Below are 26317 nucleotides of genomic sequence, written 5' to 3' on the forward strand. Positions count from 1 at the left end.
GCTATGTGGCCCCTCAGTGCCTGGCGCCGCCGCCGGCTGGCCAAGCACCCGGTTGCCGATGAAATGTGGCAACGGGTGCGCCAGCACCTGCCCTTTCTCGACGGCCTGAGCGATGCCGAGGATCAGTGGTTGCGGGAAACCAGCGTCCTGTTTCTCGACGACAAGCACCTGAGCGCCCTGCCCGGGGTCGAGTTGCACCAGTTCGAACGCCTGCTGCTGGCCGCCCAGGCCCAGTTGCCGCTATTGCACCTGGGGGATTTGAACTGGTACCAGGGCTTCCACGAAATCGTCCTCTACCCCGACGACTTCCTCAGCCCCCAGCGCCATCGCGATGCCAGTGGCGTCGAACATGAATGGGACGGCGAACACAGCGGCGAAGCCTGGCAACAGGGCCCGATCATCCTGGCCTGGCCCGGCGTGCTCGCCAGCGGCGGCTGGGAAGCCTACAACCTGGTGATCCACGAGCTGGCGCACAAGCTGGACATGCTCAACGGCGACGCCAACGGCCTGCCGCCGCTGCACAGCGACATGCGCATCAGCGACTGGGCGCAGGTGATGCAGGCGGCCTACGACGACCTCAACCGCCAGCTCGACCACAACCCGGACGCCGAAACCGCCATCGACCCTTACGCCGCGGAAAACCCCGCGGAATTCTTCGCCGTCACCAGCGAATACTTCTTCAGCGCCCCGGATCTGCTGCACGAGGCCTATCCGAAGGTCTACCAGCAACTGCAGCTGTTTTACCGGCAGAATCCCCTGGCCCGGCTCCAGCAATTGCAGGCCAGCGACCCGAACTACCAGCAACACTGAGGCGTCCTGCCGGAACGCGCCCGCTGGCGAAATAATCGCTGATCCTGACGGGTGTCTCTGAACTAAACAGGCTGCGGCGACTCTTCTTTTCGCAAGCAATCGAGCGTCGACCGACGGCTCCTGCACAGGGTTCGCGGCGTTTGGCCCAAGGCGTCCATACGTCCTTCGGTACGTGGCATAGCCCTTGGAATATGCCTATAATCGCCGCCACTTTTTGGTCAATCCGGCCAAGACATTTTGGTCAACTAACGGGGGCATCGCCCAATGAGCTACAGCAAGATTCCGGCTGGCAAAGACCTGCCGAACGACATCTACGTCGCAATCGAGATTCCGGCCAACCACGCGCCGATCAAATACGAAATCGACAAAGACAGCGATTGCCTGTTCGTTGACCGTTTCATGGCCACCCCGATGTTCTACCCGGCCAACTACGGCTACATCCCGAACACCCTGGCCGACGACGGCGACCCCCTCGACGTGCTGGTCGTGACCCCTTACCCGGTGGCTCCAGGCTCGGTCATCCGCGCCCGTCCGGTCGGCATCCTGAACATGACCGACGACGGCGGCGGCGATGCCAAAGTCATCGCTGTACCACACGACAAGCTGTCCCAGCTGTATGTCGACGTGAAGGAGTACACCGACCTGCCGCCACTGCTGATTCAGCAGATCGAGCACTTCTTCGCGAACTACAAAGATCTCGAAAAAGGCAAATGGGTGAAGATCGAAGGCTGGGACGGCGCCGACGCCGCCCGCGCCGCGATCACGAAGTCGGTTGCCGCCTACAAAGGCTAAGCAGCTGCAAGCTTCCAGCGCCAAGCTTCAAGAAAAAGCCCTGCTGACCCGGGGCTTTTTTATGCCTGTCGAATGCCCTCCCCGTAGGAGCGAGGCTTGCCCGCGATCTCCCCAGAACAACACTCCATCCCCCGCCAATCACACCCTCCGATACAAAACGCCTCTGCTTTTCACCCTCGTCACAGGCTCCGGCTAACGCTTTGCGCTGGGAATTCTCTTCGAATATCAGTATGCTGCGCCCCACCTTTGCGCATCGACCTGTTCAACCGGTCAGATCCGCCCGACGCGGCAGATGATTTTCTCGCCAAGTCCCACAGCCAGCCGCAAGAGCTGGGTGTACGTTTTGCAGGCTGGTGCGGTTTACCAAAAATGAACCAAGCCAGTCCCCGAGAAGCCGGCCACAAGCCGGCTTTTTAATGCCTGGAAAACCCTGTTCAATGCGTAACCCGATGGGACCGGACAGGTCATCGGCCCCCGTTTCTGCCCCGGCAAAAGTAAGGTTCTTCGCTTTCTATTGAGCGACTTTTCCTAGAAACTCCCACCCGCTTGCGCCTGTGAAACCTGCTGTCTAGGCTCGGCCTGTCACTGCTTATTCAGTGATCGGGTTTAGCAGCTCGAAACATCACATCGGGCGCATCGATGTCACCGGTCGGTAGATTTTTTATTCTGCCTGTCATGGTGGCTGTGCGCAGGGCATCTTCGGATGCGTCGGTTTTCCAATGTGACCGGCCTGCTAACCTGCGTACAGCTGCCACCCCATCGTTTAGCAGCGACATCTGGCAGCTCCACTCACGTTGGAGATGCACCATGAAAAAGCTTGTTCCCGATCCGCCCCTGCCCGGGCAATTCAGAACCCCCGAACACGATCTCGCCACCCAGCGCATCCGCCTGGCCCTGGCCGCGAATACAGCTGAAACCTCAATCCTCGGCAACCTGAAAGCCACCGCCCCGGCGTCAGCGCCGAAGAGGCCTTGGTGCATGTGTCGCTGCTACTGGATTGCGCGGTACAGGTCAGCGACGAGATCAGCGAACGCGCCAGCGGTGTGGAGCGCGGGCTGATCTGGTCGATGATCCACTCTGTGGAGATGGCCAATGCCGTAGTGAGCGCGTTGCTCGACACTAACCGGCCGGCCGAGGCTGGCGCGGGGCGTTAAAAATCGGCGAACGCTGGAACGGGGCGAAGCTCATTCGCCCCGTGCTCCATGAATTCCCGCCAGGCGTGTTAGGCAGGACCGCCCCCCCGACATTGGCGGCTCGGCCCAGCCATCAAGACGCCCCATGCACCCGCGCCGTCATGTCCAACCCCAGTGCACGCATCACCGCCAGCAGGGTCTTCAGGGTCGGGTTGCCCTTGTCGCTGAACGAGCGATACAGCTGCTCGCGGGACAGCCCGGTTTCATGGGCCAGCTCAGTCATGCCCTTGGCCCGCGCCACCACACCCAGGGCTTTGGCGATATAGCCGGCATCGCCGGTTTCGAAGGCGTCCGCCATGAACAGGGCGATGGCTTGCGGGTCGCGCAAGGCCGTGGCGGGGTCATAGTCGAATAGCGGTTCGTTCATGATCGACTCCAACGACGGGCCAGGTATTTGGCCAGTTCGATATCGCGGCTCTGGCGACTCTTGTCGCCGCCGCACAACAGGATGACGAGTTGCAAGCCGCGCTGCTGGAAGTAAACCCGGTAGCCCGGCCCGTAATGGATGCGCAACTCACTGACGCCTTCGCCCACCGGGGACACGTCCCCGGCAAGACCGTTGGCCAGGCGAAAAATCCGCGCAGCAATCAACGCCCTGGCTCTGGAATCCTTGAGCCTGTTTTCCCACTCCATAAAGGTCGCGGTCTGTTTGATCTCGATCATCCCGCAACTGTAGTTTCAAGACTACAGTATTTGAAAGCGTATTTGTATTGCAAAGCGCTGCCAGCGCACAGGCCGATAGCGATCCGGCCCACAGCGTGTTGAAATCGAGCACTCGGTCATAAATCTGATGTCTCAACGGTTCAATGTCTTAACTCCTGTAAGGACGTCCCCATGAGAAAGCTGTTCCCCCTGCTGCTCCTCGCCGCGGCTTTCCATCAACCCCTCGCGCTCGCCGACTGCGCCAGCTCGCCCAAGCCAGTGGCCGAGGCCTTCTACAACTGGTACCTGCAGAGTTTCAGCAACGAAAAAGACCCGATCACCGATGACCTGCCGCACCTGCAGCAGTACGTCACGCAAACGCTGATCGAACGGATCAAGAAGCAGATGAGCAGCCCCGAGGGTCTGGAAGAGGACTACTTTCTCAAGACCCAGGACTACATGGATGAGTGGCTGACCCAGATCAAGGTCAGCGAACCGCAGGTGCAAGGCACCTCGGCGCGTGAGTCGGTGACCCTGGGCAACACGCCGGACACCACGCAGATCGTCGACCTGCTGCTGGTCAAGGACAAAGGCTGCTGGAAGATCAACGAGGTGCTGGCCACCACGGATCAGAGTGAGTGATCCGCGGTAGCCGGCCAGGCAGGATCAGATATCGAGAATGATCTTGCCGAAGTGCTGGTTGCTTTCCTGGTAGCGGAAGGCATCGACCATCGCGTCCAGGGCGAAGTGCTTGTCGAGGATCGGATGCATGCCGTTGGCGTCGATCGCGCGGACCATGTCCTGCTGCTGCCGGCGGCTACCCACCAGCACGCCTTGCAGACGCAGTTGCTTGACCAGCGCGGTGACGATCGGGAACTCGCCGGCAACCCCGGTCAGGATGCCGATCACCGAGATATGGCCACCGGCCCGCGCGGCGATCATCGACTGCTCCAGGGTGGAGGGGCCGCCGACTTCGATCACATGGTCGACGCCACGGCCGGCGGTGAGCTTCTGTACGGTCTCGCCCCAGGTCGGGTCCTGGCGGTAGTTGATCAGGTGATCGGCGCCGAGGGCTTTCAGCCGTTCCAGCTTGGCATCGCTGGACGAAGTGGCGATCACGGTAGCGCCGAGCATCTTGGCGAATTGCAGGGCGAAGATCGACACGCCGCCGGTGCCTTGCACCAGCACGGTATCGCCGGCAGTTACGCGGCCGTCGTCCACCAGCGCGCGCCAGGCGGTAAGGCCGGCGGTAGTAAGGGTCGCTGCTTCGGCGTGGCTCCAGCCCCTGGGCGCACGGGTGAAGGCGGTGGCGCGGGCGGTGACGACTTCCCGGGCGTAACCATCCAGGCCATCACCCGGCACCGTGGCAAAACCTATGACATTGGGCCGGCCGTCCAGCCATTCGGGGAAGAAGGTGCTGACCACCGAGTCGCCGATGGCGAATTCACTGACACCCTCGCCCACCGCTACCACTTCACCGGCGCCATCGGCCATCGGGATCCGCGACTCAGTCGGCCCCCACATGCCGCTGACCACCGCGAAGTCGTGGTAGTTGAGGGAGCTGGCGCGCAGGCGCACGGTGATTTCGCCCGCTTGTGGCGCCGCGGCCGGAGCCTCGCCGACCACTACTTTATCGTAGCCACCACCGGGTTGTACGTAGATTGCTTTCATGAACAGATCCTCCTGGGTTGCCTTTTCATTTCGAAAAATAACGAAATGTTCAAGTAAAAAAACTCAGAGTTCGCGCTTCAGTTGCTCGGCAAAAGCAGCAATGGCCGCTTCGTTACGGCGAAAGTAAGTCCATTTGCCGATACGCGTGGCCTCGACCAGCCCGGCCTGCTGCAGGATCGCCAGATGGCTGGACGTGCTGGACGCCGAAAGCGCGGCCTTGTGCTGCAGGTGAGTCATGCAGATGCCGATTTCTTTCGGCGCGTCATGCCCCTGGGGCGGGAAGTTGCCTTCCGGGTCCTTCAGCCATTCGAGCATCTGCATACGGATGTCGCTGGCCAGGGCTTTGATTTGGTCGATGAGCATGGCGAGGATATTACGGACTTTTACGAAATGTTCAAGATCCGAGCAATATCCCCGCCCGTCCACCTATTACTTGCTCTCGACGATCGGCCCCGGCGCTTTCACCTGGGTCATCAGGTCATCGTCCCACTGCCCTTCCACCTTGATCTGGGCCAGGGCCCCCAGTTCCATGGCCTCGATCAGGTTGTGGCTGAGGTACACGTAGGTACCCGGCTGCTTGAAGGTGTACAGCGCCGCGACCGCGGAGCCGCCGGGGATAAACCAGGTTTCCATGTTGCGTTGCGGCGGGTTGGCGAATTTGCCGGTGGTCCAGACCCAGTCGCCATGGCCGCCAATCAGGTGCGGACGGCTGTCGCGGTTGGCTTGGGAATGGAGGAACAGCACGCTTTCACCGACCTTGGAGGTCAGCGCGTTGGCACCGGTCAGGGCGCCGACACGGCCGTTGAACACCACGTGGCTCGGAGTCAGGGTGCGCATGACCGCACGGGTGTCCTGGTAGCTGGACGCCAGGTCCGGGTAGTCCTTGTAGTGGCCGTTCTTGTCCTTGGGGATATACAGGTCGGATTCGCCTATGGTGTAGACGCGGTCGTAATGCAGGGGCTTGCCCTGAGGATCGCGCAGACCGTCACGGGGCAGCACCATCAGTGCGCCGTTCATGCCCGACACCACATGCCACGGCACCATGCCTTGCGGCGCGCAATGGTAGACAAAGGTACCGCTGCGATCAGCCTTGAAACGCAGCACCACTTCCTGCCCCGGCACCACCTGGGTCAGGCCCGCTCCGCCCAGGGCGCCGGTGGCCGCATGAAAGTCGACGTTATGGGGCATGCTGTTGGTCGCGGGATTGACCAGTGTCAGCTCCACATAGTCACCCTCATGCACCACCAGCGTCGGGCCAGGCATGGACCCGTTGAAGGTCATGGCCTGGAGCGTGGTGCCCTGGTCGTCGATGACCATTTTTTTCTCTTCGATACTCATGCGGAACTGCACCACCTTGGGCGGCCCGTTGACCACTTGCTCATGAGGATGAACCAGCGGCGGTGCAACCAGCTCGACCTGCACCCGCTGTAAACCCTCTGCGCCACCGGCCAGAACCAGGCTGCTGGCACAACTGCCAAGCAGCACCCAGGCCCCCAATACACTTCGAAAAACACTCATTGCAGCTTCTCCTTGCCAATCAACGATGGGGCATTGCAAGGCAAGTGCGCGCAACTTTCCTTGTCGTAAAGCAAGAAATGGCGACAGAAGGTCGACCCGCGCAACCGGCCCCTGACCCAGGGCAGAAAATCGCCCTGCCGAGCCGTTCGGCAACCGCCGCTCATTTGCCCCAAAACCCCATGTCTGCTAGTGTCGCGCCGGTTTAACGTCAACCGGGATAGCCGCCATGGCCCGCAAAAAAGCTGCCTTAGATTTCGAACAATCCCTCGCCGACCTGCAAACGCTGGTCGAGCGTCTGGAGAACGGCGAGCTGTCGCTGGAAGACTCGTTGACCGCCTTCGAGCAAGGCATCGGCCTGACCCGCGATTGCCAGGCGGCCCTGGCCCAGGCCGAGCAGAAGGTGCAGATCCTGCTGGAGCGCGATGGCGAGCTGGCCGAAGAACCCTTCGACGCGGAACAACCAGAATGATCGCGGCCTATCAGGCCAGCAGCCAGGCCCGGGTCAATGCTGCACTGGAAACCCTGTTCCACGCGCCAAGCCCGGAGCTGGCCCGTCTTTACCAGGCCATGCGCTACAGCGTGATGAACGGCGGCAAGCGCGTGCGTCCGCTGCTGGCCTACGCCGCCTGCGAAGCCCTCGGTGCACGGCCAGAACAGGCCAACGGCGCGGCCTGCGCGGTGGAGCTGATCCACGCCTATTCCCTGGTGCACGACGATCTACCGGCGATGGACGACGACGACCTGCGTCGCGGCCAGCCAACTACCCACAAAGCCTTCGATGAAGCCTGCGCGATTCTCGCCGGCGACGGGTTGCAGAGCCTGGCCTTCAGCGCCCTGCTCGACCCGCGCCTGAGCGATTCGAGCGCCGAGATCCGCCTGCGGATGGTCAGCGCCCTGGCGCTGGCGGCGGGCCCGGCGGGCATGGTCGGTGGCCAGGCCATCGACCTCGGTTCGGTGGGCCTCAAGCTCGACCAGAAAGCCCTGGAATACATGCACCGGCACAAGACCGGCGCGCTGATCGAGGCCAGCGTCAAGCTCGGCGCCCTGGCCAGCGGCCGGGCCGAAAAAGACGAGCTCAAGTCCCTACAGACCTACGCCCAGGCCATCGGCCTGGCGTTCCAGGTGCAGGACGATATTCTCGACGTGGAAAGCGATACCGAGACCCTCGGCAAACGCCAGGGTGCCGACATCGCCCGGGACAAACCGACCTACCCGGCCCTGCTCGGCCTGGAAGCGGCCAAGGCCTATGCCCTGGAACTGCGCGATCAGGCCCTGCACGCACTGCGACCCTTTGACGCGGACGCCGAGCCCCTGCGGGAGCTGGCGCGTTATATCGTCGAACGACGCAGCTGATCGACCCCGGCGCGGCAGACCGCATATCGGCCAAGTTCCGCGCTCTGCGTGGGCAGCTTGCGATGCATAAGGTAAACTGCCGCCTCTTTTATACCTATAACGATTCGCCTGATGCCCACGACGTTTCATGAGATTCCCCGCAAGCGCCCGACCACGCCCCTGCTCGACCGTGCCAACACGCCGGACGGCCTGCGCCGGTTAGGCGAAGCCGAGCTGGAAACCCTGGCCGATGAGTTGCGCCTGGAATTGCTCTATACGGTCGGCCAGACCGGTGGGCATTTCGGTGCCGGCCTGGGCGTCATCGAGCTGACCATCGCGCTGCATTACGTCTTCGACACGCCGGACGACCGCCTGGTGTGGGACGTGGGTCATCAGGCTTATCCGCACAAGATCCTCACCGGTCGTCGCGAGCGCATGGCCAGCCTGCGCCAGAAGGACGGCCTGGCCGCCTTCCCGCGGCGTTCCGAGAGCGAGTACGACACCTTTGGCGTCGGCCACTCCAGCACCTCGATCAGCGCGGCGCTGGGCATGGCCATTGCCGCCCGCCTGCAGAACAGCGAGCGCAAGGCCATCGCGGTAATCGGCGACGGCGCCCTGACCGCGGGCATGGCCTTCGAGGCGCTGAACCACGCGCCGGAAGTGGACGCCAACATGCTGGTGATCCTCAACGACAACGACATGTCGATCTCGCGCAACGTCGGCGGCCTGTCCAATTACCTGGCCAAAATTCTTTCCAGCCGCACCTACGCCAGCATGCGCGAAGGCAGCAAGAAGGTGCTGTCGCGCCTGCCCGGCGCCTGGGAAATCGCCCGCCGCACCGAAGAATACGCAAAAGGCATGCTGGTTCCCGGCACCCTGTTCGAAGAGCTGGGCTGGAACTACATCGGTCCGATCGACGGCCACGACCTGCCGACCCTGATCGCCACCCTGCGCAACATGCGCGACCTCAAGGGCCCGCAGTTCCTGCACGTGGTGACCAAGAAGGGCAAGGGTTTCGCCCCGGCGGAAGTCGACCCGATCGGCTACCACGCCATCACCAAGCTCGACCCTCTGGACAGCCCTGCCGCCGCGCCGAAAAAGGCCGGTGGGCCGAAGTACTCCGGGGTGTTCGGCGAATGGCTGTGCGACATGGCCGCTGCCGACCCGCGCCTGGTGGGCATTACCCCGGCGATGAAGGAAGGCTCGGACCTGGTGGCCTTCAGCGAGCGCTTCCCGCTGCGCTACTTCGACGTGGCGATTGCCGAGCAGCACGCCGTGACCCTGGCGGCCGGCATGGCCTGCGAAGGCGCCAAGCCGGTGGTGGCGATCTATTCGACCTTCCTGCAGCGCGGCTACGACCAGCTGGTGCATGACGTAGCGGTGCAGAACCTCGACGTGCTGTTCGCCATCGACCGTGCCGGCCTGGTGGGCGAAGACGGCCCGACCCACGCCGGCAGCTTCGACCTGTCGTTCCTGCGTTGCATCCCCGGCATGCTGGTGATGACCCCAAGCGACGAGAACGAGCTGCGCAAGATGCTCAGCACCGGCCACCTGTACAACGGCCCGGCCGCCGTGCGTTATCCACGCGGTACCGGCCCGAACGCCACCATCGAAAAGGACCTGCAGCCGATCGAGATCGGCAAGGGCGTGGTCCGTCGCCAAGGCAGCAAGGTCGCCCTGCTGGTATTCGGCGTGCAACTGGCCGAGGCGCTGAAAGTCGCCGACAAGCTGGATGCCACTGTGGTCGACATGCGTTTCGTCAAGCCGCTGGATGAAGCCCTGGTATGCGAAATCGCCGCCAGCCACGAACTGCTGGTGACTATCGAAGAGAACGCCATCATGGGCGGCGCCGGTGGCGCGGTCGGCGAGTTCCTGGCGCGCGAGGCGATCCTCAAGCCGATCCTGCACCTGGGCCTGCCGGATCTCTACGTCGAACACGCCAAGCCGGCGCAGATGCTGGCCGAATGCGGCCTGGACGAAGCCGGTATCGAAGCCGCCGTACGGGCACGCCTGCAACGGCTCGGCCTGTAACCTGTAAGCCTTAAAAGCGACGGCCCCTTCGGGGCCGATCGCAGCCTTCGGCAGCGGCTACAGGAGTTATCCCCCCGCTCCCGCCTCGCTCGCCAAGCGCCACGGATTGCCGATGAAACCCGCCCTCCTCGTCCTGCCCCTTGTCCTGCTGCCCACCGGCCAACTGCTGGCCGACACTCTCGACCGCGAACAGGCCCTCAAGCTGCCCGACACGCTGATCAGCGCCAACCGCCAGGTAGAGGCACGCAACGACAGCAGCGCCGCCAACACCGTATTCACCCGCGACGACATTGACCGCCTGCAACCCTCCAGCGTCACCGACCTGCTGCAACGGGTGCCTGGTGTGCAAGTGGCGCAGAGCGGCGGCCGGGGCAGCGTGCCGGGGATCTATATCCGCGGCACTTCGTCGGCGCAGACCCTGGTACTGGTGGATGGCCAGCGCATCGGCAGCTCGAGCTCCGGCGACAGCAACCTGCAGCATCTGAATATCCAGCAGATCGAGCGGGTGGAAGTGCTGCGCGGCTCCCGCTCGGTGATCTACGGCAGCGACGCCATCGGCGGGGTGATCCAGATCTTCACCCGGCGCAGCGCCGAGCAGGGCCTGCAACCCCGCCTGCACCTGGGGGTCGGCAGCCACCAGACCTGGGAGCGCAGCATCGGCCTGTCCGGCGGCGACCAGCAGACCCGCTTCAGCCTGGGCGCCAGCCTCGACGACACGGTCGGGAGCAATCGCACCCATGAGTCCTATGCCAGCGATCGCGACAATGACGCCTACCGCAACCAGTCCCTCAGCCTGAGCCTGAGCCACGCCTTCAACGACGACTGGGAAGCCGGTCTGAACCTGCTGGATAACCGCGGTAAAAGCGAGTTCGACAACCCCTTCGGGCGTTCGTATTTCAATGGCAGCGCCTTCGAGAGCCTCCCCCAGAAGCCCTACAGCGAATTCGCGGTCAGCAGCTTCAGCAGCTATGTCGACGGGCGTATCAACGACGTCTGGAAGTCGCGCCTGGAGCTGGGCCACAGCGAAAACCGCGAGAAGACCTTCGACAAGCTCAGCGACGAACGCACGGTGTTCAACACCTACCGCGACTCGGTCAACTGGCAGAACGACCTGACCCTCGACGAACGCAACAGCCTGATCGTCGGCGGCGACTGGTACCAAGACCGGGTCAACAGCAGTACCGCCTTCGCCGAAGACAGCCGCTGGAACCGCGCGGCCTTTGTCCAGCATCGCTTCAAGGCCGACAGTTTCTCCACCGAACTGGGCCTGCGTCGCGACCAGAACCAGCAGTTCGGCGGCCAGAACAGCTGGAGCGGCACCCTCACCCTGCCGTTGAATGCAGATAACGATGTCCTGCTGACCTACAGCGAAGGCTTTCGCGCCCCGACCTTCAACGACCTGTATTACCCCGACTTCAGCAACCCTGACCTCAAGCCCGAGACCTCGAAAAGCTACGAATTGCAATGGCGCAGCCAGTTGAGCGAGAGCACTCGCCTGGAGACCTCGCTGTACCGCACCGACCTGGAAGACGCGATTATCTTCGGCAGCAATTCGCGCCCGCAGAACGTCGCCTCGGCACGCATCAACGGCTTCGAGGCGACGCTGCAGCAGGAGTTGTTCGGCTGGCAGAGCAATCTGGGGCTGGCGATCATCGATCCCCGCGACCGCGACACCGGCCACACCCTGGCCCGTCGTGCCCGGCGCACCTTGAGCCTGGACCTGGATCGGCAGTTCGACCGCCTGGGCCTCGGCGCCAGCTGGCAAGCAGTGAGCAGCAGCTATGACGACCTGGCCAATCAGCAACGCCTCGGCGGCTATGCCCTGCTGGGCTTGCGCAGCAGCTGGGCGCTGAATCGCGAAGTCCGGCTGGAACTGAAGGTCGACAATCTGCTCGACAAGTCCTACAGCCGGGTGCTGTACAGCCATGACGGCGCGCAGTACGGGTATCGGGAGCAAGGCCGGGCCTGGATGTTCGGGGTGACCTGGACGCCGGAGCTTTAGTCAGGTCGGTCCTGTAAGAACGCTATCGCGGGCAAGCCTCGCTCCTACACGGGGATTGCACATTTTTCTGTAGGAGCGAGGCTTGCCCGCGATGCGCTAGCCGCAGCTACTCAGAATCAAGCAACTCACAGAGCTTGGCCGTCGCAGCGATCATCTGCCCGCTCGGCCGCTCCAGGCCTTTATCGCTGATCAGCAACAACCTGCCTTGCGCCACCGCCTTCAATTGCGGCCAGGCTTTCCAGGCGTCAAGTTGCGCCTGGGTGCTGGCCAAAATCACTTCAGGGTTGCGCTGCAACACCGACTCGACGCTGACCTGGGGCGCTGGCAGCGGCAAGTCGGCAAACACATTGCGCGCGCCGCACACACTCAAGGCATCACTGATGATTTGCCCGCCGCCCACGGTGTACAGCGGCTGGTCCCAGACCTGATAAAACACCGCCATCGGCGCACTGCGGGCATAACGCTGACGCAGGCCGGCCAGTTGCTGCCGCAACTCGCTGGCACGCTCCAGGCCGCGTTGTGGGCGCCCTAGTCGGGCGGCGATGGTTGCAATTTGAGTGGTGAGCTGGTCGAGGCTGTGGGGTTCGGCCACCAGGGTCGGGATACCCAGGCGAGCGAGCTGCTCGCGCTGGGCCGGGCCGACGCTGCCGGGCCAGAGCAGGAGCAGATCCGGCCTGAGGCTGAGCAGCCGCTCCATGTCCAGCTGGCCATAACGGCCCACCGACGGCAGGTTGTGCAATTGAGGGGGGCGCTCGCCGGCGTCGAGCACACCGACCAGCAGGTCGGCGGAATCCAGTTCGACGACGATTTCCGATAGCGAAGGCGCGAGGCTGACCACGCGCTCCACGGCCAGCGCCGGGCCTGCGAGGGCCAGCAGCAGGACTGCCAGCCAGCGGTGCATCAAGCGAGCTGACGCGGGATGCGGTAGAGGTAGAACAGCACCGCGGTGGACAGCGCCAGGAGGATCAGCGGCACCGCTTCCAGGCCGACGAACACCGCCAGGGCACCGACCCAGGCCGGCAGGGCCGCGGCCAGAAACGCCGCGCGACGACGGGCCGCCAGCTCGATCCAGGCCGCTGGCTCTTCAGGGGTATCGAGGGCTTTATGGGTGGCGATCAGGGCCCGTTTGTAGCCGCCGAAAAAACGCAGGCTGACAAACATCGAGGCCACTCCAGCGATGAAAAACGGCATCGCCAGGATCGGCAGCAACGGCTCGCCCTGGCCAAACACCAGATTGATCACGAACAGCGGCAGCAGCGCCAGCGCCAGGTATTGCCACCAGCTGACGGCCAGGCGCCGCCGGACCTGACCGCGGGTCACGCCCGGTCTACCTCGCCCTGGTGCTCGTTGCCCATCATGTGGTCGAGCTTGCTGGCCTTGGTGGCCAGGTAGAGTTTGTTGTGCGGGTTGTGGCCGGTATGCAGCGGCACGCGCTCGGCAACGACTATGCCCATCTCGGTCAGGGCCTTGACCTTGCGCGGGTTGTTGGTCATCAGCCGCAGGGATTTCACCCCCAGGTGCTCGAGCATCGGCAGGCACATGGCGTAGTCACGCTGGTCGGCGGCAAAGCCCAGGCGCTCGTTGGCTTCCACGGTGTCGGCGCCGCCATCCTGCAACTCATAGGCGCGGATCTTGTTGAGCAGGCCAATGCCGCGGCCTTCCTGACGCAGGTACAGGAGCACGCCACGGCCTTCGCGGGCGATCGCCTGCAGGGCGGCTTCCAGTTGCGAACCGCAGTCGCAGCGCTGGCTGAACAGGGCATCGCCGGTCAGGCATTCGGAGTGCAACCGGCCGAGCACCGGAGCACCATCGGCAATATCACCCAGGCTGAGCACGACGTGCTCGCGGCCGGTGGCTTCATCGAGAAAACCGTGCATGGTGAATTGCGCAAAAGGGGTAGGCAGCTTGGAAGCGGCAACAAAAACGACGGGCACCGTTGTGCTCCTGATCTGTATGGGACTGGAGATTCGCAGAGGCGGCATTGTAACAGCAGCTTCCGACAGACGCTTAGGCTGAATTATCGGACATAAAGATCGAGAAGTTAGATCAACGGTCTTCAGGCGGGCGCCCGGTATCGAACGGATAGGGCTGCTGCCAGCGCTGGAAAATCGGGCGCAAACGGCCATTTTTCACCAACTCGGCCATCCGCCGATCGAACAGCGCGCACAGCACCCGCCCACGTTCATTGTTGGCAAACCCCAGGAACAGTGGCAGTTCGGCCAAATGGCTGCGCCGGAACTGCGAGCGGTCCCCGGCCTGGGACAGGACAACATCGACCTCGGTCAGGGCATCGATATAGAAGTCGGCGCGACCTTGCTGGAGCATCGGCAAGATACCGACACGCCGGCGGATCTCATTGAAACGCTGAATATTGGGCAAGTAGTCCTGGTAGCGATAGCCGCGTACCCAGACCAGGCGATAGTTGCCGAGCGTGGCCAGGGTCGGCGGCGGGTTCGTCGCCAGGCCCAGGCTGTAGATATGGTCGGTGTCGTAATTCCAGCGCGGATACAGGGCGCCATCGGTTTCGTCCCGATAGGAACCGACCAGGGCGTCGACTTCACGCCGCTGCACCAGCCCGACCGAGCGGGTGTACGGCACGCTGCGCATGTCGAGCTTCACGCCCTGGGTCTCGAAGACCTCGCGCAGGATATCCCAGGCCATGCCCTGGCCATCGGCCTGGGTGTAGCTGTCCCACTCCTCGCTGGCCACCCGGATTTCGCCGGGAAGCGCCGCCGGCTCGGCGGCCCGGACCAGGCTGGCGGTCAAGACACAGAGCGTTACCAGCAGAACGCGAGCGGCCGGCATGGCTGATTCCTCAGGTAAAACACCACACCAGCCCCTGCATCGCCAACCAGGCGAAGACACCGGCCAGCACGTCGTCGAGCATGATCCCGATACCGCCGTGCACATGCCGGTCGATCCAGCAAATCGGCCAGGGCTTGAGAATGTCGAAGAAGCGGAACATCAGGAAACCCGCCAGCAACCACTGCCAGCCTTCCGGCACCAGCCACAGGGTGATCCACATGCCGACCATTTCGTCCCAGACGATGCCTTCGTGGTCATGCACCCGCAGGTCGTCGGCCACCTTGCCGCACAGCCAGAAGCCGAACAGCATGGTGATGCCGAGCATCAGCCAGTAACCCCAGTCCGGCAGCATCTGCCACAGCGGGATGAACGGTAGCGCCACCAGCGAGCCCCAGGTACCCGGAGCCTTGGGCAAGGTGCCCGAACCGAAGCCGAAGGCCAGAAAATGCCAGGGATTACGCCAGACGGAGGGTGGCACGAACTCTGCCGGAACCTGTTTGGGATGATCTGTCACGGTGTCTCCCGAAAATGTTGATAGCCCCGAGTGTTCGGGGTGATGTCCCGCCCCTCGGCATCCAGCAGCACCACGCCCTGCCCGGCCACGACCCGGCCCAGCACATGCACCGGCCAGCCGGCGGCGAGCAGCGGCGCCAGCTCGGCTTCGGGCAAGGTGAAGACCAGCACGTAATCGTCACCGCCGCTGAGTGCCGCCGAGCGGGCGCCATTCTCACCGAGAAAGCTCAACAACGCCCGGGACATCGGCAGTTTTTCACTTTCGATCAGCAAGCCGACAGCTGAAGCGGCAGCAATGTGCCCGCAGTCGGCCAACAGGCCATCGGAGATATCCATGGCCGCGGTAGCCTTGCCGCGCAGCGCCTGGCCCAGGGCCAGTTGCGGTTGCGGCGACCAGTAGTGGGCCAGCAAAGGCTCGGCGATCACCGGCTCGGCGCTGCGTTGTCCGAGCACCAGGGGCAAGGCCCCGGCGCCATTGCCCAGCTCGCCGCCGACACACAGCAGGTCGCCCGGACGGGCACCACTGCGGGTCAGGGCCTGGCCGGCGGGCACGCGACCGAACACGGTCATGGTCAGGGTCAACGGGCCGCGGGTGGTGTCACCGCCTACCAGGCGCACGCCGCAGCTCTGCGCCATGGCGCTCAGGCCGTTGGCATAGGCTTGCAGCCAATCGGCGTCAACCGTCGGCAGGGTCAGGGCAAGGGTGAAGGCGACAGGCGCGGCGCCCATGGCCGCCAGGTCGCTGACCGCCACCGCCAGCGAGCGCTGGCCGAGCAGGAAAGGGTCGCAGGGATCTGCGAAATGCACACCGGCCACCAGGGTGTCGGTGGAAATCGCCAACTGTTCGCCAGGGGGAACAGCCAGCAAGGCGCAGTCGTCGCCAATCCCCAGTGCAACGCCCTCGCCGCCCTGCGCACAAGGCGCGGCAGCGAAGAAGTTACGGATCAGCTCAAACTCGCCCATGGCAGCTGCAAGCGCGGATCAGCGCTTGAATGCCTTCACTTCAGCTTCACGCAGACGCGGGGCCAGCTTGTCGAGTACGCCGTTGACGAACTTGTGGCCGTCGGTGGAACCGAAGACTTTGGCCAGTTCGATACCTTCGTTGATCACAACGCGGTACGGCACGTCGACGCGCTTGAGCAGTTCCCAGGTGGACAGGCGCAAAACCGCCAGTTCGACCGGGTCCAGCTCTTCGATGGTGAGGTCCAGGCAAGGGGTGAGAGCGTTGTCGATCTCATTCTTGTTGGCCGGAACGCCGTGCAGGATCTCACGGAAGTAGGCACCGTCGATGTCGGTGAAATCGTTGTCGACCCGGAACTGCGCTTCGATCTCGTTCAGCGAGTGCTTGGCCATGTGCCATTGGTACAGCGCCTGGGTCGCGAGCTGACGGGCTTCGCGACGCTTGGCGCTCTTGGATGGCTTGCCAGCGTCCGCAGGTTTCGGATCACGCGGGTTGAAACGATCGCTATCGTCGCTAATCACTTGGCCTCCAACTGCGCCAGCAGGCTGACCATTTCCAGAGCGGACAAGGCAGCTTCAGCACCTTTGTTGCCGGCCTTGGTGCCGGAACGTTCGATGGCTTGCTCGATCGAGTCGACGGTCAGCACGCCAAAGGCGACCGGTACGCCGAACTCCATGGACACCTGGGCCAGGCCCTTGGTGCATTCGCCCGCCACGTATTCGAAGTGCGGAGTGCCGCCACGAATGACCGCGCCCAGGGCGATGATCGCCGCGAACTCGCCCTTCTGCGCGACTTTCTGCGCAACCAGCGGAATCTCGAAGGCGCCAGGGGCACGAATCACGGTGATGTCGCTTTCGCTCACGCCGTGACGGACCAGGGCGTCAACGGCGCCGCTGACCAGGCTTTCGACGACGAAGCTGTTGAAACGGCCGACCACCAGGGCATAGCGGCCTTTGGGGGCGATGAAGGTACCTTCGATGGTCTTCAGGGTCATTCGACAAATCTCTTAAAGAGCCGGAGCGCGTTCACTACGCGCTCACTAGTGATATTTGAACCGCGAATTTCAAGCCCGCAACAACCGGCTTTTATTCGGAGGGCACGTATTCTACAACTTCCAGGTCGAAACCGGATATCGCATTAAATTTCATCGGCGCGCTCATCAGGCGCATTTTGCGTACACCCAGGTCGCGCAGGATCTGCGAACCGGCACCGACGATGCTGTAGGTGGTCGGTTTTTTCGCAGGCACGTGCTCGGCCGTTTCGCGGATATGCGCCAGCAGCACGTCGCCGTCCAGCGGGTGGCCCAGCAACAGCACCACGCCGCTGCCGGCCTCGGCCACCGTGGCCATGGCGGCCCGCAGGCTCCAGCGGCCAGGCTGCTTGACCATCAGCAGGTCGCGCAACGGGTCCATGTTGTGCACGCGAACCAGGGTCGGTTCTTCGGCGCAGATGTTGCCCAGGGTCAGCGCCATGTGCACGTCGCCTTCCACCGAATCACGGTAGGTCACCAGGTTGAACTGGCCCAATTCGCTGTCCAGCGGCTGCTCGGCAATCCGCTGAACGGTACGTTCGTGGATCATCCGGTAGTGAATCAGGTCGGCGATGGTGCCGATCTTGATGTTGTGTTCGGCGGCGAAGGCTTCCAGCTCGGCGCGACGGGACATGGTGCCGTCGTCGTTCATCACTTCGCAGATCACCCCGCTCGGCTCGAAACCGGCCATGCGCGCCAGGTCGCAGGCGGCTTCGGTGTGGCCGGCGCGAGCCAGGGTGCCACCCGGCTGAGCCATCAGCGGGAAGATGTGGCCCGGGCTGACAATGTCTTCGGCCTTGGCGTCCTTGGCGGCGGCAGCCTGCACCGTGCGTGCGCGGTCGGCGGCGGAGATGCCGGTGGTCACGCCGGTGGTGGCCTCGATGGAAACGGTGAACTTGGTGCCAAACCCGGAACCGTTGCGCGGCGCCATCAAAGGCAGCTTGAGCAGCTCGCAACGCTCGCGGCTCATCGGCATGCAGATCAGGCCGCGGGCGTGCTTGGCCATGAAGTTGATGTGTTCGGCCTTGCAGCACTCGGCGGCCATGATCAGGTCGCCTTCGTTCTCGCGGTCTTCGTCATCCATGAGGATGACCATCTTGCCTTGGCGGATGTCTTCAACCAGTTCTTCGATGCTGTTGAGCGCCACGCGGCACCCCCTTGAGTCAGGATTTGAGGTAGCCGTTAGCGGCCAGAAAACTTTCGGTGATGCCACCGCTCGAAGGCTCCGCGGCCTTGTCGCCCAGCAGCAGGCGCTCCAGGTAGCGCGCCAGCAGGTCGACTTCGAGGTTGACCTGCCGACCCGGCCGGTAGTCGGCCATGATGGTTTCGGCCAGCGTGTGCGGGACGATGGTCAGCTCGAACTCGGCGCCATTGACCGCGTTGACCGTCAGGCTGGTGCCATCGACGGTGATCGAGCCCTTGTGCGCGATGTACTTGGCCAGGTCCTTGGGCGCGCGGATGCGGAACTGGATGGCGCGGGCATTTTCTTCCCGGGCCACCACTTCGCCGACGCCGTCGACATGGCCGCTGACCAGGTGACCGCCCAGGCGGGTGGTCGGGGTCAGGGCCTTTTCCAGGTTGACCCGGCTGCCGGCCTTCAACTGATGGAAAGCGGTGCAGTCCAGGGTCTCGCGGCTGACGTCGGCCCAGAAGCCGTCGCCCGGCAGTTCCACCGCGGTCAGGCAGACGCCGTTCACCGCAATGCTGTCGCCCAGCTTCACGTCGCCCAGGTCGAGCTTGCCGGTTTCCACATACACCCGCACATCGCCACCCTTGGGGGTCAATGCACGGATGCTGCCGATGGATTCGATGATGCCTGTAAACATGGAGTCCTCCTCGAGAACAGGGTCGCCGCGTGGCGAAGGCCCGAAATTATACGCTCGCTGCTGGCAGAGGAATGGCAATGACTCGCCAGTCATCGCCTACGGCGCGCATTTCAATGATTTTCAGCCGCGGCGCCTCGCTCATCTGCGCCAGCGGCCAGTCGAGCAGCGGCCGGGCCGTAGAGCCGAGGAACTTGCCGGCGACAAAGATCTGGTACTCGTCCACCAAACCTTGCTGGGCGAACGCCCCCGCCAGGCGCGGGCCGGCTTCCACCAGCACCTCGTTGACGCCGCGGGCAGCCAGCTCGCCCAACAGCCGACGCAGGTCCACCTGGCCATCGGCGCCCGGCACGATCAGGCATTCCGGACCGTTGGCATACTGTTCTTCCACCGCCGCGCAGGTGGCGACCAGCGCCGGCCCCGCCTTGAAGAACGGCGCATCGAGCGGCACCCGCAAACGGCCGTCGATCAACACGCGCAAGGGTGGACGGCTCATGGCCAGGGCGGTCTGTTCCGCATCCAGCCCCAGCTCCTCGGCCCGCACCGTCAGCCGGGCATTGTCCGCCAGCACCGTGTCGGCACCGGTCAACACCACGCTGGCCTGGGCCCGCAGACGCTGCACCGCGGAACGCGCGGCGGGGCCGGTGATCCACTGGCTTTCGCCACTGGCCATGGCGGTGCGCCCGTCCAGGCTCATGGCCAGCTTGACCCGCACGAACGGCAAGCCGTGCTCCATGCGCTTGAGGAAACCCTGGTTGAGGGCACGGGCTTGCTGCTCCATCACCCCGCTGTGGGTAGCGATGCCGGCCTGGGCCAGGCGCTGCAGGCCACGGCCGGCGACTTCCGGGTTGGGGTCCTGCATCGCCGCCACGACCCGCGCCACGCCGGCATCCACCAGGGCATCGGCGCACGGCGGCGTACGGCCGTGATGGCTGCAGGGTTCGAGGGTCACGTAAGCGGTGGCGCCGCGGGCGTTGGCACCGGCGGCACGCAGGGCGTGGACTTCGGCATGGGGCTCGCCGGCCCGCACATGCCAGCCCTCGCCGACGACCTGGCCGTCGCGCACGATCACGCAACCGACTCGGGGGTTGGGATGAGTGCTGAAGCGGCCTTTTGCGGCCAGCTCCAGCGCACGCGCCATATAGTGGGCGTCGAGTACCGCCTGTTCGCTGGAGGTGTTCATTCTTTGCCCGGCTCGCGGGCGAGACGGTCGATCTCTTCGCGGAATTCGTTGAGATCCTGGAAGCGCCGGTAGACCGAGGCGAAGCGGATATAGGCCACTTCATCGAGCTTTTGCAGCTCGGCCATCACCAGTTCGCCGACGACCAGGGACTTGACCTCGCGCTCGCCGGTGGCGCGCAGCTTGTGCTTGATATGCACCAGCGCGGCTTCCAGGCGCTCGACGCTGACCGGGCGCTTTTCCAGGGCACGCTGCATGCCAGCGCGGAGTTTTTCTTCGTCGAAGGGCTGGCGGCTGCCGTCAGTCTTGATCAGGCGCGGCAACACCAGTTCGGCGGTTTCGAAAGTGGTGAAACGTTCACCGCAGGCCAGGCATTCACGCCGGCGGCGCACCTGTTCGCCTTCGGCGACCAGACGCGAGTCGATGACCTTGGTGTCGTTGGCACCGCAGAAGGGACAGTGCATGGTGGCAGGCAACAAAAAAAGGGAGGGCCATGGTAGCGCATCCCACTGGCAAGACAAGCCATAGCCTTTACGGTATACAGACCGACTATTATGTTTTGCACATGGAATTTCGCCTTGTTGGAGCTTCGCATGCCACTACGACCGCTCGTTTTGCTCAGCCTTTTCAGCCTGCTGGTCGCTTGCAGCAGCGACGCCCCTAAACCGGCCGCCTCCACCGTGCCGCCCCAGCAGAGTGTGAAAAAAGCCCAGGAATCCACTGACCTCGGCCCTCTGCCGGCCTATCAGCGTGAACTGAGCGGCACCCTGCAGGGCGTACCAGGCGGTGCCGAGGTGGAACTGGCGCTGCTGGTGATCGACGAGCGCGGCCGGCCGCAACGTTTGCTGGCCAGCAGCAACCTGATCGGCAACAACAAGGTCCTGCCGTTTCGCCTTCGCTTCAATCCCGATGTCTTCCCGGTAGGCGCCCGCGTTGAACTGCGCGGCCGTGCCAGCCAGTCCGGCCAGTTGATCCTGCACCTGCCGGCGCAACTCATCACCCAGCCGACCACCCAGGCCGTGGGCCAGCTGCAATTCGTCAAAGCACCATGACCCCACCGCTCGACCTGCAACGCGCCCTGAGCGAACTGCTGGGCGACGCCCAACTGGTGGCCTGCGAACTGCCGGACACCGAGCTGAAGCTGTGGTTGATCGATGCCGACAACATGGACCGCGCCTTCACCCCGGAAGAAACCCAGCGAATTCTCCACGAACCGCCGTACTGGAGTTTCTGCTGGGCCAGCGGCCTGGCCCTGGCACGCTATCTGGCCGAGCATCCGCAGTGGGTGCAAGGCAAGCGGGTCCTGGATTTCGGCGCCGGCTCCGGCGTGGCCGGTATCGCGGCGCTGAAAGCCGGCGCGCTGGAAGTGGTGGCCTGCGACCTCGACCCGCTGGCCATTGCCGCCTGCAAGGCGAATGCGGCGCTCAACGGGGTTGAACTGGGTTACTCCACGGACTTTTTCGCGCAAGCGGATCGCTTCGACCTGATCCTGGTAGCCGACGTGCTCTACGACCGCGCCAACCTGCCGCTGCTGGATGAATTCCTTAGCCGCGGACGCCAGGCACTGGTGGCGGACTCCCGGGTCAAGGACTTCCAACATCCGCTGTACCAACGCCTGGAAATGCTCCACGCCCTGACCCTACCGGATCTGGCCGAGCCCTGGGAGTTCCGCGAAGTGAGCCTGTATCACGCGCAGCGCGATTGATGAAGGACAAATCACCTTGTGCTCTATCGAGCAACGTCCAGCAGCATCTGCAGGAGCGAGGCTTGCCCGGGAAACAATCTACCGGCCACCCGATACCCCGCTTTCAGCCGCCCCCCGCCAAGCCTTATAGTTGGCCCATTCACGTTCTTCGAGATCCCCCATGAGTCAGGACACGCCGTACATTTTCGACGCCAGCACCGCCGACTTCGACCAGTCGGTGATCGAGAACTCGTTCCACAAGCCGGTGCTGGTGGATTTCTGGGCCGAATGGTGCGCGCCCTGCAAGGCGCTGATGCCGATGCTGCAACAGATCGCCGAGAGCTATCAGGGCGAACTGCTGCTGGCCAAGGTCAACTGCGATATCGAGCAGGACATCGTTGCCCGCTTCGGCATTCGCAGCCTGCCGACCGTGGTGCTGTTCAAGGACGGCCAGCCGGTGGACGGTTTTGCCGGGGCGCAACCGGAATCCGCGGTGCGCGCCATGCTCGAACCCCATGTGCAGATGCCGCCGCCCAAGGCCGCCGACCCGCTGGAGCTGGCTGAAGCGCTGTTCGCCGAAGGGCGCATCGCCGATGCCGAAGCCACGCTCAAAGTGCTGCTGGGCGAAGACAACAGCAACGCCAAGGCATTGATCCTCTACGCCCGCTGCCTGGCCGAACGCGGCGAACTGGGCGAAGCCCAGACCGTACTCGACGCAGTCACCGGCGATGAACACAAGGCGGCGCTGGCCGGGGCCAAGGCGCAGATCACCTTCCTCAAGCAGGCTGCCGACCTGCCGGACAGCGCCGAGCTGAAAAGCCGCCTGGCGCAGGACCCGCAGGATGACGAGGCGGTGTATCAGCTGGCCATCCAGCAACTGGCGCGCCAGCAGTACGACGCGGCGCTGGATGCCCTGCTCAAGTTGTTCATCCGCAACCGCAGCTACAACGAAGGCCTGCCGCACAAGACCTTGCTGCAAGTGTTCGAGCTGCTGGGCAACGACCACCCGCTGGTGACCACCTACCGTCGCAAGCTGTTCGCCGCGCTGTACTGATTCATAGCTGATAGCCGCGCCGGTTTATCGCAAGCCGGCGCAGCCCTCGCCTACTCGATCCAGCTGTAGAGCGGCGTATCACCGCCGCTCACCACCTTGACCTGTGCGCTGTGGCGCAAACGCACCAATAGCCGCTTGCCCGCCGCGGCGCTGCCGGTCAGGCCTTCCAGTTGCTCCAAAAGATCCGGGCCGCTCAATTGCCCGGCCTTGCGCAGCAGGTCCTGGGTGATCTGCCACAGCGCATCGTCCTGACTCGCCGGCTTGGCCACAGGCGCGCCGCTTTCGGCTTTGGCCGCCTGCAACGGCGTCCCCAGCCGGGCACTCAACTGATCCCAGTCGGCCTCGTCCAGTTCCAGGGTCAAATCCACCGGCCATTCGCCGATGCTTCCACGAATCCGCACCATCGCTCTGCTCCCGAAAATTTCTGACGAGCATGCTCCCATGCGTCTTGCGCAACGCCAAGCAGACGGTCAAACTCACGCCACTTTCGTTATAAGATTACATAACATTATTTTCATGTTCGCTCCCGGAGACTTGCCATGCGTCGTCTGCTGCTCGCCCTGCCGTTCGCTCTGTTGCCCCTGGCCATCGCTCACGCGGCCGAAAAACACGACCACGACCATGAGCACGGCAGCCTCGGTGCTCACGAGCATGGCGTGGCCCGCCTGAACGCCGCGCTGGACGGTCAGACCCTGGAGCTGGAACTGGAAAGCCCGGCGATGAACCTGGTGGGCTTCGAGCACGCCGCCAGCACCGACGCGGACAAGGCCAAGGTCGCCGCCGTGCGCGCCCAGCTGGAAAAACCGCTGGCGCTGTTCAGCCTGCCGCCCGCCGCCGGTTGCGTGGTGGCGCAACAGGAACTGGAAAGCCCGCTGTTCGGCGACAAGCCCGAGGATCACGACGAAGACCATGACGACGCGAAGAATGCCGGCGGCCACGAGCATCATCACGAACACAGCGAGATCCATGCGCACTACCAGTTCACCTGTGCCACGCCGGGTGCGCTGAAGAACCTGGACCTGGCCGACGTGTTCAAGACCTTCCCCGCCACTCAGAAAATTCAGGTACAACTCATCTCGCCAAGTGGCCAGCAAGGCGTGGAAGCGACCTCCAAGGCCGCCAGCCTGAAATTCTGACCGCAACTCCTGTAGCCGCTGCCGCAGGCTGCGATCGAGCCCGAAGGGGTCGTTGCTCTTGAGGTTTTCGCAAGGTCCTGCGGACCTTATCGCAGCCTTCGGCAGCGGCTACAAAACTCACTCCATGATCGGCCCAACATGACCCAAGCACTTATCGAACTGTCCGACCTGGGCTTCAGCTGGCCCGGCCATCCGCAGTTGCTGGATATCCCGGCCTTTCGCCTGGAAGCGGGTGAAACGCTGTTCCTCAAGGGCCCCAGCGGCAGCGGCAAGACCACCCTGCTCGGCCTGCTCGGCGGTGTGCAGAAACCCGGCCGCGGCAGCATCCGCCTGCTGGGCCAGGAGCTGACCGAACTCTCCGCCGGCGCCCGCGACCGCTTCCGGGTCGATCACACCGGCTACATCTTCCAGCAGTTCAACCTGCTGCCGTTTCTCTCGGTACGCGAAAACGTCGAGTTGCCCTGCCACTTTTCCAAATTGCGCGCCAGCCGCGCCGTACAGCGCCACGGCAGTGTCGACCAGGCAGCGGCCACCCTGCTCGCCCACCTGGGGCTTAAAGACCCCGGCCTGCTCGGCCGTCGCGCCGACTCGCTGTCCATCGGCCAGCAACAACGGGTCGCCGCCGCCCGCGCGCTGATCGGCCAACCGGAACTGGTGATCGCCGACGAACCCACCTCGGCACTGGACTACGACGCCCGCGAAGCCTTTATCCGCCTGTTGTTCGCCGAATGCCGCGAGGCCGCGGCCAGCCTGCTGTTCGTCAGCCACGACCAGAGCCTGGCGCCGCTGTTCGATCGCAACCTGTCGCTGGCCGAACTCAATCGCGCCGCCACGCCCGCGGAGGTCTGAGATGTATCTGTTCCGTCTAGCCATGGCCAGCCTGGCTAACCGCCGCTTCACCGCGATCCTCACCGCCTTCGCCATCGCCCTGTCGGTCTGCCTGCTGCTGGCGGTGGAACGGGTGCGCACCGAAGCCCGCGCCAGCTTCGCCAGCACCATCAGCGGTACCGACCTGATCGTCGGCGCCCGCTCCGGTTCGGTGAACCTGCTGCTGTACTCGGTGTTCCGCATCGGCAACGCCACCAACAACATTCGCTGGGACAGCTTCGAGCACTTCGCCAACAGCCCGAAAGTGAAATGGGCGATCCCGATTTCCCTCGGCGACTCCCATCGCGGCTACCGGGTGATGGGCACCACCGCGGCCTACTTCGAGCATTACCAGTACGGCCACCAGCAGAACCTGCAACTGGCCAGCGGCCGCGAGTTCGCCAGCGATCCGTTCGAAGTGGTGCTGGGCGCCGAAGTCGCCGAGGCCCTGCATTACAAGCTCGGCGACAAGCTGGTGCTGGCCCACGGCGTGGCGGCCATCAGCCTGGTCAAGCATGACGACAAACCCTTCACCGTGGTCGGCATCCTCAAGCGCACCGGCACCCCGGTGGACCGCACGCTGCACATCAGCCTCGGTGGCATGGAGGCGATCCATATCGACTGGCACAACGGCGTGCCGGCCCAGGGCAGCGGCCGCATCAGCGCCGACCAGGCGCGCAACATGGATCTGACGCCGCAAGCGATCACTGCCTTCATGCTTGGCCTGAACAGCAAGATCGCCACCTTCGCGGTGCAGCGCGAGATCAATGAATACCGCGGCGAACCGATGCTGGCGATCTTGCCCGGGGTCGCCCTGCAGGAGCTGTGGAGCCTGATGGGCACCGCGGAAAAGGCCTTGTTCGTGGTGTCGCTGTTCGTGGTGCTGACCGGCCTGATCGGCATGCTCACGGCGATCCTCACCAGCCTCAACGAGCGCCGCCGGGAGATGGCGATCCTGCGTTCGGTCGGCGCCCGGCCTTGGCATATTGCGACCTTGCTGGTGCTGGAAGCCTTCGCCCTGGCGCTGTCCGGTGTGCTCGCCGGGCTGGGCCTGCTGTACCTGGGCATCGCCCTGGCCCAGGGTTATGTGCAGTCGAGCTACGGCCTGTACCTGCCGCTGTCCTGGCCAAGCGAGTATGAGTGGACGCTGCTCGGCGGTATCCTGATCGCCGCCCTGCTGATGGGCAGCGTGCCGGCCTGGCGCGCCTACCGACAATCGCTGGCCGATGGCCTGTCCATCCGTTTATGAGGAACTTCTGGTTATGAGGAGCTC

At 64.0% G+C, this 26317-nt stretch carries 31 protein-coding genes and 1 pseudogene; 14 read left to right on the plus strand and 18 right to left on the minus strand.

From position 1 onward, the window contains the following. The first annotated feature begins 3 nt into the window (after positions 1-3). The 3 genes and pseudogenes from PMI20_RS30325 (at position 4) to PMI20_RS30335 (ending at position 2756) form a co-directional block, all read left to right on the plus strand. A complete protein-coding gene (locus PMI20_RS30325) occupies positions 4-810 on the plus strand; it encodes a M90 family metallopeptidase (protein ID WP_007924094.1) in 807 nt (268 codons plus the stop codon). 264 nt (positions 811-1074) lie between these two features. Beyond that, a complete protein-coding gene (gene ppa / locus PMI20_RS30330; protein ID WP_003228599.1) occupies positions 1075-1602 on the plus strand; it encodes an inorganic diphosphatase in 528 nt (175 codons plus the stop codon). Between the two features lie 807 nt (positions 1603-2409). Then, a pseudogene (locus tag PMI20_RS30335) lies at positions 2410-2756 on the plus strand (hypothetical protein). Between the two features lie 112 nt (positions 2757-2868). Here PMI20_RS30335 and PMI20_RS30340 read toward each other — a convergent pair. Together PMI20_RS30340 and PMI20_RS30345 are read right to left on the minus strand one after the other, a co-directional pair. Next, complete coding sequence (locus tag PMI20_RS30340; protein WP_007924096.1) at positions 2869-3162, minus strand: addiction module antidote protein; 294 nt, start codon at positions 3160-3162, stop codon at positions 2869-2871. Continuing rightward, a complete protein-coding gene (locus tag PMI20_RS30345; RefSeq protein ID WP_007924097.1) occupies positions 3159-3458 on the minus strand; it encodes a type II toxin-antitoxin system RelE/ParE family toxin in 300 nt (99 codons plus the stop codon). Before PMI20_RS30345 ends, PMI20_RS30340 begins: the two co-directional genes overlap by 4 nt. A 171-nt stretch (positions 3459-3629) precedes the next feature. Here PMI20_RS30345 and PMI20_RS30350 point away from each other — a divergent pair, with 171 nt between their 5' ends. After that, complete coding sequence (locus tag PMI20_RS30350; RefSeq protein WP_007924098.1) at positions 3630-4079, plus strand: DUF3828 domain-containing protein; 450 nt, start codon at positions 3630-3632, stop codon at positions 4077-4079. Between the two features lie 24 nt (positions 4080-4103). Here the strand turns inward: PMI20_RS30350 and PMI20_RS30355 are convergent, their stop codons facing one another. The 3 genes from PMI20_RS30355 to nirK form a co-directional block, all read right to left on the minus strand. Then, positions 4104-5108, minus strand: a complete 1005-nt coding sequence (locus PMI20_RS30355; RefSeq protein ID WP_007924099.1) for a zinc-dependent alcohol dehydrogenase family protein — start codon at positions 5106-5108, stop codon at positions 4104-4106. A gap of 63 nt (positions 5109-5171) precedes the next feature. Continuing rightward, positions 5172-5471: an ArsR/SmtB family transcription factor gene (locus PMI20_RS30360; RefSeq protein WP_007924100.1), complete on the minus strand. Its 300-nt coding sequence runs from the start codon at positions 5469-5471 to the stop codon at positions 5172-5174. Between the two features lie 66 nt (positions 5472-5537). Next, a complete protein-coding gene (gene nirK, locus PMI20_RS30365; protein ID WP_007924101.1) occupies positions 5538-6626 on the minus strand; it encodes a copper-containing nitrite reductase in 1089 nt (362 codons plus the stop codon). Positions 6627-6852: 226 nt separating this feature from the next. Here nirK and PMI20_RS30370 point away from each other — a divergent pair, with 226 nt between their 5' ends. The 4 genes from PMI20_RS30370 to PMI20_RS30385 all read left to right on the plus strand — a co-directional run bounded on the left by PMI20_RS30370 (position 6853) and on the right by PMI20_RS30385 (position 11991). Beyond that, the gene (locus tag PMI20_RS30370) at positions 6853-7095 is read left to right on the plus strand and encodes an exodeoxyribonuclease VII small subunit (protein WP_007924102.1); all 243 of its coding nucleotides are present in this window, start codon (positions 6853-6855) and stop codon (positions 7093-7095) included. Continuing rightward, entirely contained in the window at positions 7092-7979 is an 888-nt protein-coding gene (gene ispA, locus PMI20_RS30375; protein WP_007924103.1) for a (2E,6E)-farnesyl diphosphate synthase, read from the plus strand. The genes PMI20_RS30370 and ispA overlap by 4 nt, the downstream gene beginning before the upstream one ends. Positions 7980-8090: 111 nt before the next feature. After that, positions 8091-9989, plus strand: a complete 1899-nt coding sequence (gene dxs, locus PMI20_RS30380; RefSeq protein WP_007924104.1) for a 1-deoxy-D-xylulose-5-phosphate synthase — start codon at positions 8091-8093, stop codon at positions 9987-9989. A 112-nt stretch (positions 9990-10101) separates the two neighbouring features. After that, entirely contained in the window at positions 10102-11991 is a 1890-nt protein-coding gene (locus tag PMI20_RS30385; protein ID WP_007924105.1) for a TonB-dependent receptor domain-containing protein, read from the plus strand. A gap of 106 nt (positions 11992-12097) precedes the next feature. On the opposite strand, the gene PMI20_RS30390 is transcribed toward PMI20_RS30385, so the two are convergent. The 12 genes from PMI20_RS30390 to nrdR all read right to left on the minus strand — a co-directional run bounded on the left by PMI20_RS30390 (position 12098) and on the right by nrdR (position 20767). Next, on the minus strand, positions 12098-12892 hold the full coding sequence (locus tag PMI20_RS30390) for a cobalamin-binding protein (RefSeq protein ID WP_007924106.1): 795 nt from the start codon (positions 12890-12892) through the stop codon (positions 12098-12100). Next, a complete protein-coding gene (locus PMI20_RS30395; protein WP_007924107.1) occupies positions 12892-13311 on the minus strand; it encodes a hypothetical protein in 420 nt (139 codons plus the stop codon). Before PMI20_RS30395 ends, PMI20_RS30390 begins: the two co-directional genes overlap by 1 nt. Then, positions 13308-13925, minus strand: coding sequence for a GTP cyclohydrolase II (ribA, locus tag PMI20_RS30400; protein WP_007924108.1), 618 nt, complete (start codon positions 13923-13925; stop codon positions 13308-13310). Before ribA ends, PMI20_RS30395 begins: the two co-directional genes overlap by 4 nt. A gap of 112 nt (positions 13926-14037) precedes the next feature. Further along, positions 14038-14796, minus strand: a complete 759-nt coding sequence (locus PMI20_RS30405) for a substrate-binding periplasmic protein (RefSeq protein WP_007924110.1) — start codon at positions 14794-14796, stop codon at positions 14038-14040. A gap of 10 nt (positions 14797-14806) precedes the next feature. Beyond that, positions 14807-15310: a phosphatidylglycerophosphatase A family protein gene (locus PMI20_RS30410; protein WP_007924112.1), complete on the minus strand. Its 504-nt coding sequence runs from the start codon at positions 15308-15310 to the stop codon at positions 14807-14809. Continuing rightward, entirely contained in the window at positions 15307-16272 is a 966-nt protein-coding gene (thiL, locus tag PMI20_RS30415; protein ID WP_007924114.1) for a thiamine-phosphate kinase, read from the minus strand. The genes PMI20_RS30410 and thiL overlap by 4 nt, the downstream gene beginning before the upstream one ends. Before the next feature lie 18 nt (positions 16273-16290). After that, positions 16291-16791, minus strand: coding sequence for a transcription antitermination factor NusB (gene nusB / locus PMI20_RS30420; RefSeq protein ID WP_007924115.1), 501 nt, complete (start codon positions 16789-16791; stop codon positions 16291-16293). Further along, a complete protein-coding gene (gene ribH, locus PMI20_RS30425; protein ID WP_007924117.1) occupies positions 16788-17264 on the minus strand; it encodes a 6,7-dimethyl-8-ribityllumazine synthase in 477 nt (158 codons plus the stop codon). Before ribH ends, nusB begins: the two co-directional genes overlap by 4 nt. A gap of 91 nt (positions 17265-17355) precedes the next feature. Continuing rightward, positions 17356-18447 carry a bifunctional 3,4-dihydroxy-2-butanone-4-phosphate synthase/GTP cyclohydrolase II gene (gene ribBA / locus PMI20_RS30430; RefSeq protein WP_007924126.1) on the minus strand — a complete coding sequence of 364 codons (1092 nt, stop codon included), beginning with the start codon at positions 18445-18447 and terminating at the stop codon, positions 17356-17358. A gap of 16 nt (positions 18448-18463) precedes the next feature. After that, on the minus strand, positions 18464-19126 hold the full coding sequence (locus PMI20_RS30435) for a riboflavin synthase (protein WP_007924128.1): 663 nt from the start codon (positions 19124-19126) through the stop codon (positions 18464-18466). Positions 19127-19172: 46 nt separating this feature from the next. After that, entirely contained in the window at positions 19173-20306 is a 1134-nt protein-coding gene (gene ribD, locus PMI20_RS30440) for a bifunctional diaminohydroxyphosphoribosylaminopyrimidine deaminase/5-amino-6-(5-phosphoribosylamino)uracil reductase RibD (RefSeq protein ID WP_007924130.1), read from the minus strand. Continuing rightward, the gene (gene nrdR / locus PMI20_RS30445; protein ID WP_007924133.1) at positions 20303-20767 is read right to left on the minus strand and encodes a transcriptional regulator NrdR; all 465 of its coding nucleotides are present in this window, start codon (positions 20765-20767) and stop codon (positions 20303-20305) included. Before nrdR ends, ribD begins: the two co-directional genes overlap by 4 nt. Positions 20768-20896: 129 nt before the next feature. Between nrdR and PMI20_RS30450 the strand changes: the two genes are divergently transcribed. The 3 genes from PMI20_RS30450 (at position 20897) to trxA (ending at position 23041) form a co-directional block, all read left to right on the plus strand. Continuing rightward, entirely contained in the window at positions 20897-21355 is a 459-nt protein-coding gene (locus PMI20_RS30450) for a hypothetical protein (protein WP_007924135.1), read from the plus strand. Beyond that, positions 21352-22008 (plus strand): class I SAM-dependent methyltransferase, encoded by a 657-nt coding sequence (locus tag PMI20_RS30455; protein WP_007924136.1) that lies wholly within the window; start codon positions 21352-21354, stop codon positions 22006-22008. The genes PMI20_RS30450 and PMI20_RS30455 overlap by 4 nt, the downstream gene beginning before the upstream one ends. Positions 22009-22168: 160 nt before the next feature. Next, positions 22169-23041 carry a thioredoxin gene (gene trxA, locus PMI20_RS30460; RefSeq protein WP_007924137.1) on the plus strand — a complete coding sequence of 291 codons (873 nt, stop codon included), beginning with the start codon at positions 22169-22171 and terminating at the stop codon, positions 23039-23041. A gap of 50 nt (positions 23042-23091) precedes the next feature. Here trxA and PMI20_RS30465 read toward each other — a convergent pair whose 3' ends face one another. Beyond that, the gene (locus PMI20_RS30465) at positions 23092-23445 is read right to left on the minus strand and encodes a hypothetical protein (protein ID WP_007924138.1); all 354 of its coding nucleotides are present in this window, start codon (positions 23443-23445) and stop codon (positions 23092-23094) included. Between the two features lie 135 nt (positions 23446-23580). Between PMI20_RS30465 and PMI20_RS30470 the strand changes: the two genes are divergently transcribed. The 3 genes from PMI20_RS30470 (at position 23581) to PMI20_RS30480 (ending at position 26293) form a co-directional block, all read left to right on the plus strand. Next, positions 23581-24177: a DUF2796 domain-containing protein gene (locus PMI20_RS30470; RefSeq protein WP_007924139.1), complete on the plus strand. Its 597-nt coding sequence runs from the start codon at positions 23581-23583 to the stop codon at positions 24175-24177. 138 nt (positions 24178-24315) lie between these two features. Then, a complete protein-coding gene (locus PMI20_RS30475; RefSeq protein ID WP_007924140.1) occupies positions 24316-25026 on the plus strand; it encodes an ABC transporter ATP-binding protein in 711 nt (236 codons plus the stop codon). A 1-nt stretch (position 25027) separates the two neighbouring features. Further along, positions 25028-26293 carry an ABC transporter permease gene (locus PMI20_RS30480; RefSeq protein ID WP_007924141.1) on the plus strand — a complete coding sequence of 422 codons (1266 nt, stop codon included), beginning with the start codon at positions 25028-25030 and terminating at the stop codon, positions 26291-26293. The last annotated feature ends 24 nt before the right edge of the window (positions 26294-26317 follow it).

The organism is Pseudomonas sp. GM17 (genome assembly GCF_000282175.2).
Taxonomy (GTDB): Bacteria; Pseudomonadota; Gammaproteobacteria; order Pseudomonadales; family Pseudomonadaceae; genus Aquipseudomonas; species Aquipseudomonas chlororaphis.

Coding starts and splice junctions, on each gene's coding strand:
- PMI20_RS30325 (WP_007924094.1), top strand. CDS start 4: ATGTGGCCCCTCAGTGCCTGGCGCCGCCGCCGGCTGGCCAAGCACCCG.
- ppa (WP_003228599.1), top strand. CDS start 1,075: ATGAGCTACAGCAAGATTCCGGCTGGCAAAGACCTGCCGAACGACATC.
- PMI20_RS30340 (WP_007924096.1), bottom strand. CDS start 3,162: ATGAACGAACCGCTATTCGACTATGACCCCGCCACGGCCTTGCGCGAC.
- PMI20_RS30345 (WP_007924097.1), bottom strand. CDS start 3,458: ATGATCGAGATCAAACAGACCGCGACCTTTATGGAGTGGGAAAACAGG.
- PMI20_RS30350 (WP_007924098.1), top strand. CDS start 3,630: ATGAGAAAGCTGTTCCCCCTGCTGCTCCTCGCCGCGGCTTTCCATCAA.
- PMI20_RS30355 (WP_007924099.1), bottom strand. CDS start 5,108: ATGAAAGCAATCTACGTACAACCCGGTGGTGGCTACGATAAAGTAGTG.
- PMI20_RS30360 (WP_007924100.1), bottom strand. CDS start 5,471: ATGCTCATCGACCAAATCAAAGCCCTGGCCAGCGACATCCGTATGCAG.
- nirK (WP_007924101.1), bottom strand. CDS start 6,626: ATGAGTGTTTTTCGAAGTGTATTGGGGGCCTGGGTGCTGCTTGGCAGT.
- PMI20_RS30370 (WP_007924102.1), top strand. CDS start 6,853: ATGGCCCGCAAAAAAGCTGCCTTAGATTTCGAACAATCCCTCGCCGAC.
- ispA (WP_007924103.1), top strand. CDS start 7,092: ATGATCGCGGCCTATCAGGCCAGCAGCCAGGCCCGGGTCAATGCTGCA.
- dxs (WP_007924104.1), top strand. CDS start 8,091: ATGCCCACGACGTTTCATGAGATTCCCCGCAAGCGCCCGACCACGCCC.
- PMI20_RS30385 (WP_007924105.1), top strand. CDS start 10,102: ATGAAACCCGCCCTCCTCGTCCTGCCCCTTGTCCTGCTGCCCACCGGC.
- PMI20_RS30390 (WP_007924106.1), bottom strand. CDS start 12,892: ATGCACCGCTGGCTGGCAGTCCTGCTGCTGGCCCTCGCAGGCCCGGCG.
- PMI20_RS30405 (WP_007924110.1), bottom strand. CDS start 14,796: ATGCCGGCCGCTCGCGTTCTGCTGGTAACGCTCTGTGTCTTGACCGCC.
- thiL (WP_007924114.1), bottom strand. CDS start 16,272: ATGGGCGAGTTTGAGCTGATCCGTAACTTCTTCGCTGCCGCGCCTTGT.
- ribH (WP_007924117.1), bottom strand. CDS start 17,264: ATGACCCTGAAGACCATCGAAGGTACCTTCATCGCCCCCAAAGGCCGC.
- PMI20_RS30435 (WP_007924128.1), bottom strand. CDS start 19,126: ATGTTTACAGGCATCATCGAATCCATCGGCAGCATCCGTGCATTGACC.
- ribD (WP_007924130.1), bottom strand. CDS start 20,306: ATGAACACCTCCAGCGAACAGGCGGTACTCGACGCCCACTATATGGCG.
- nrdR (WP_007924133.1), bottom strand. CDS start 20,767: ATGCACTGTCCCTTCTGCGGTGCCAACGACACCAAGGTCATCGACTCG.
- PMI20_RS30450 (WP_007924135.1), top strand. CDS start 20,897: ATGCCACTACGACCGCTCGTTTTGCTCAGCCTTTTCAGCCTGCTGGTC.
- PMI20_RS30455 (WP_007924136.1), top strand. CDS start 21,352: ATGACCCCACCGCTCGACCTGCAACGCGCCCTGAGCGAACTGCTGGGC.
- trxA (WP_007924137.1), top strand. CDS start 22,169: ATGAGTCAGGACACGCCGTACATTTTCGACGCCAGCACCGCCGACTTC.
- PMI20_RS30465 (WP_007924138.1), bottom strand. CDS start 23,445: ATGGTGCGGATTCGTGGAAGCATCGGCGAATGGCCGGTGGATTTGACC.
- PMI20_RS30470 (WP_007924139.1), top strand. CDS start 23,581: ATGCGTCGTCTGCTGCTCGCCCTGCCGTTCGCTCTGTTGCCCCTGGCC.
- PMI20_RS30475 (WP_007924140.1), top strand. CDS start 24,316: ATGACCCAAGCACTTATCGAACTGTCCGACCTGGGCTTCAGCTGGCCC.
- PMI20_RS30480 (WP_007924141.1), top strand. CDS start 25,028: ATGTATCTGTTCCGTCTAGCCATGGCCAGCCTGGCTAACCGCCGCTTC.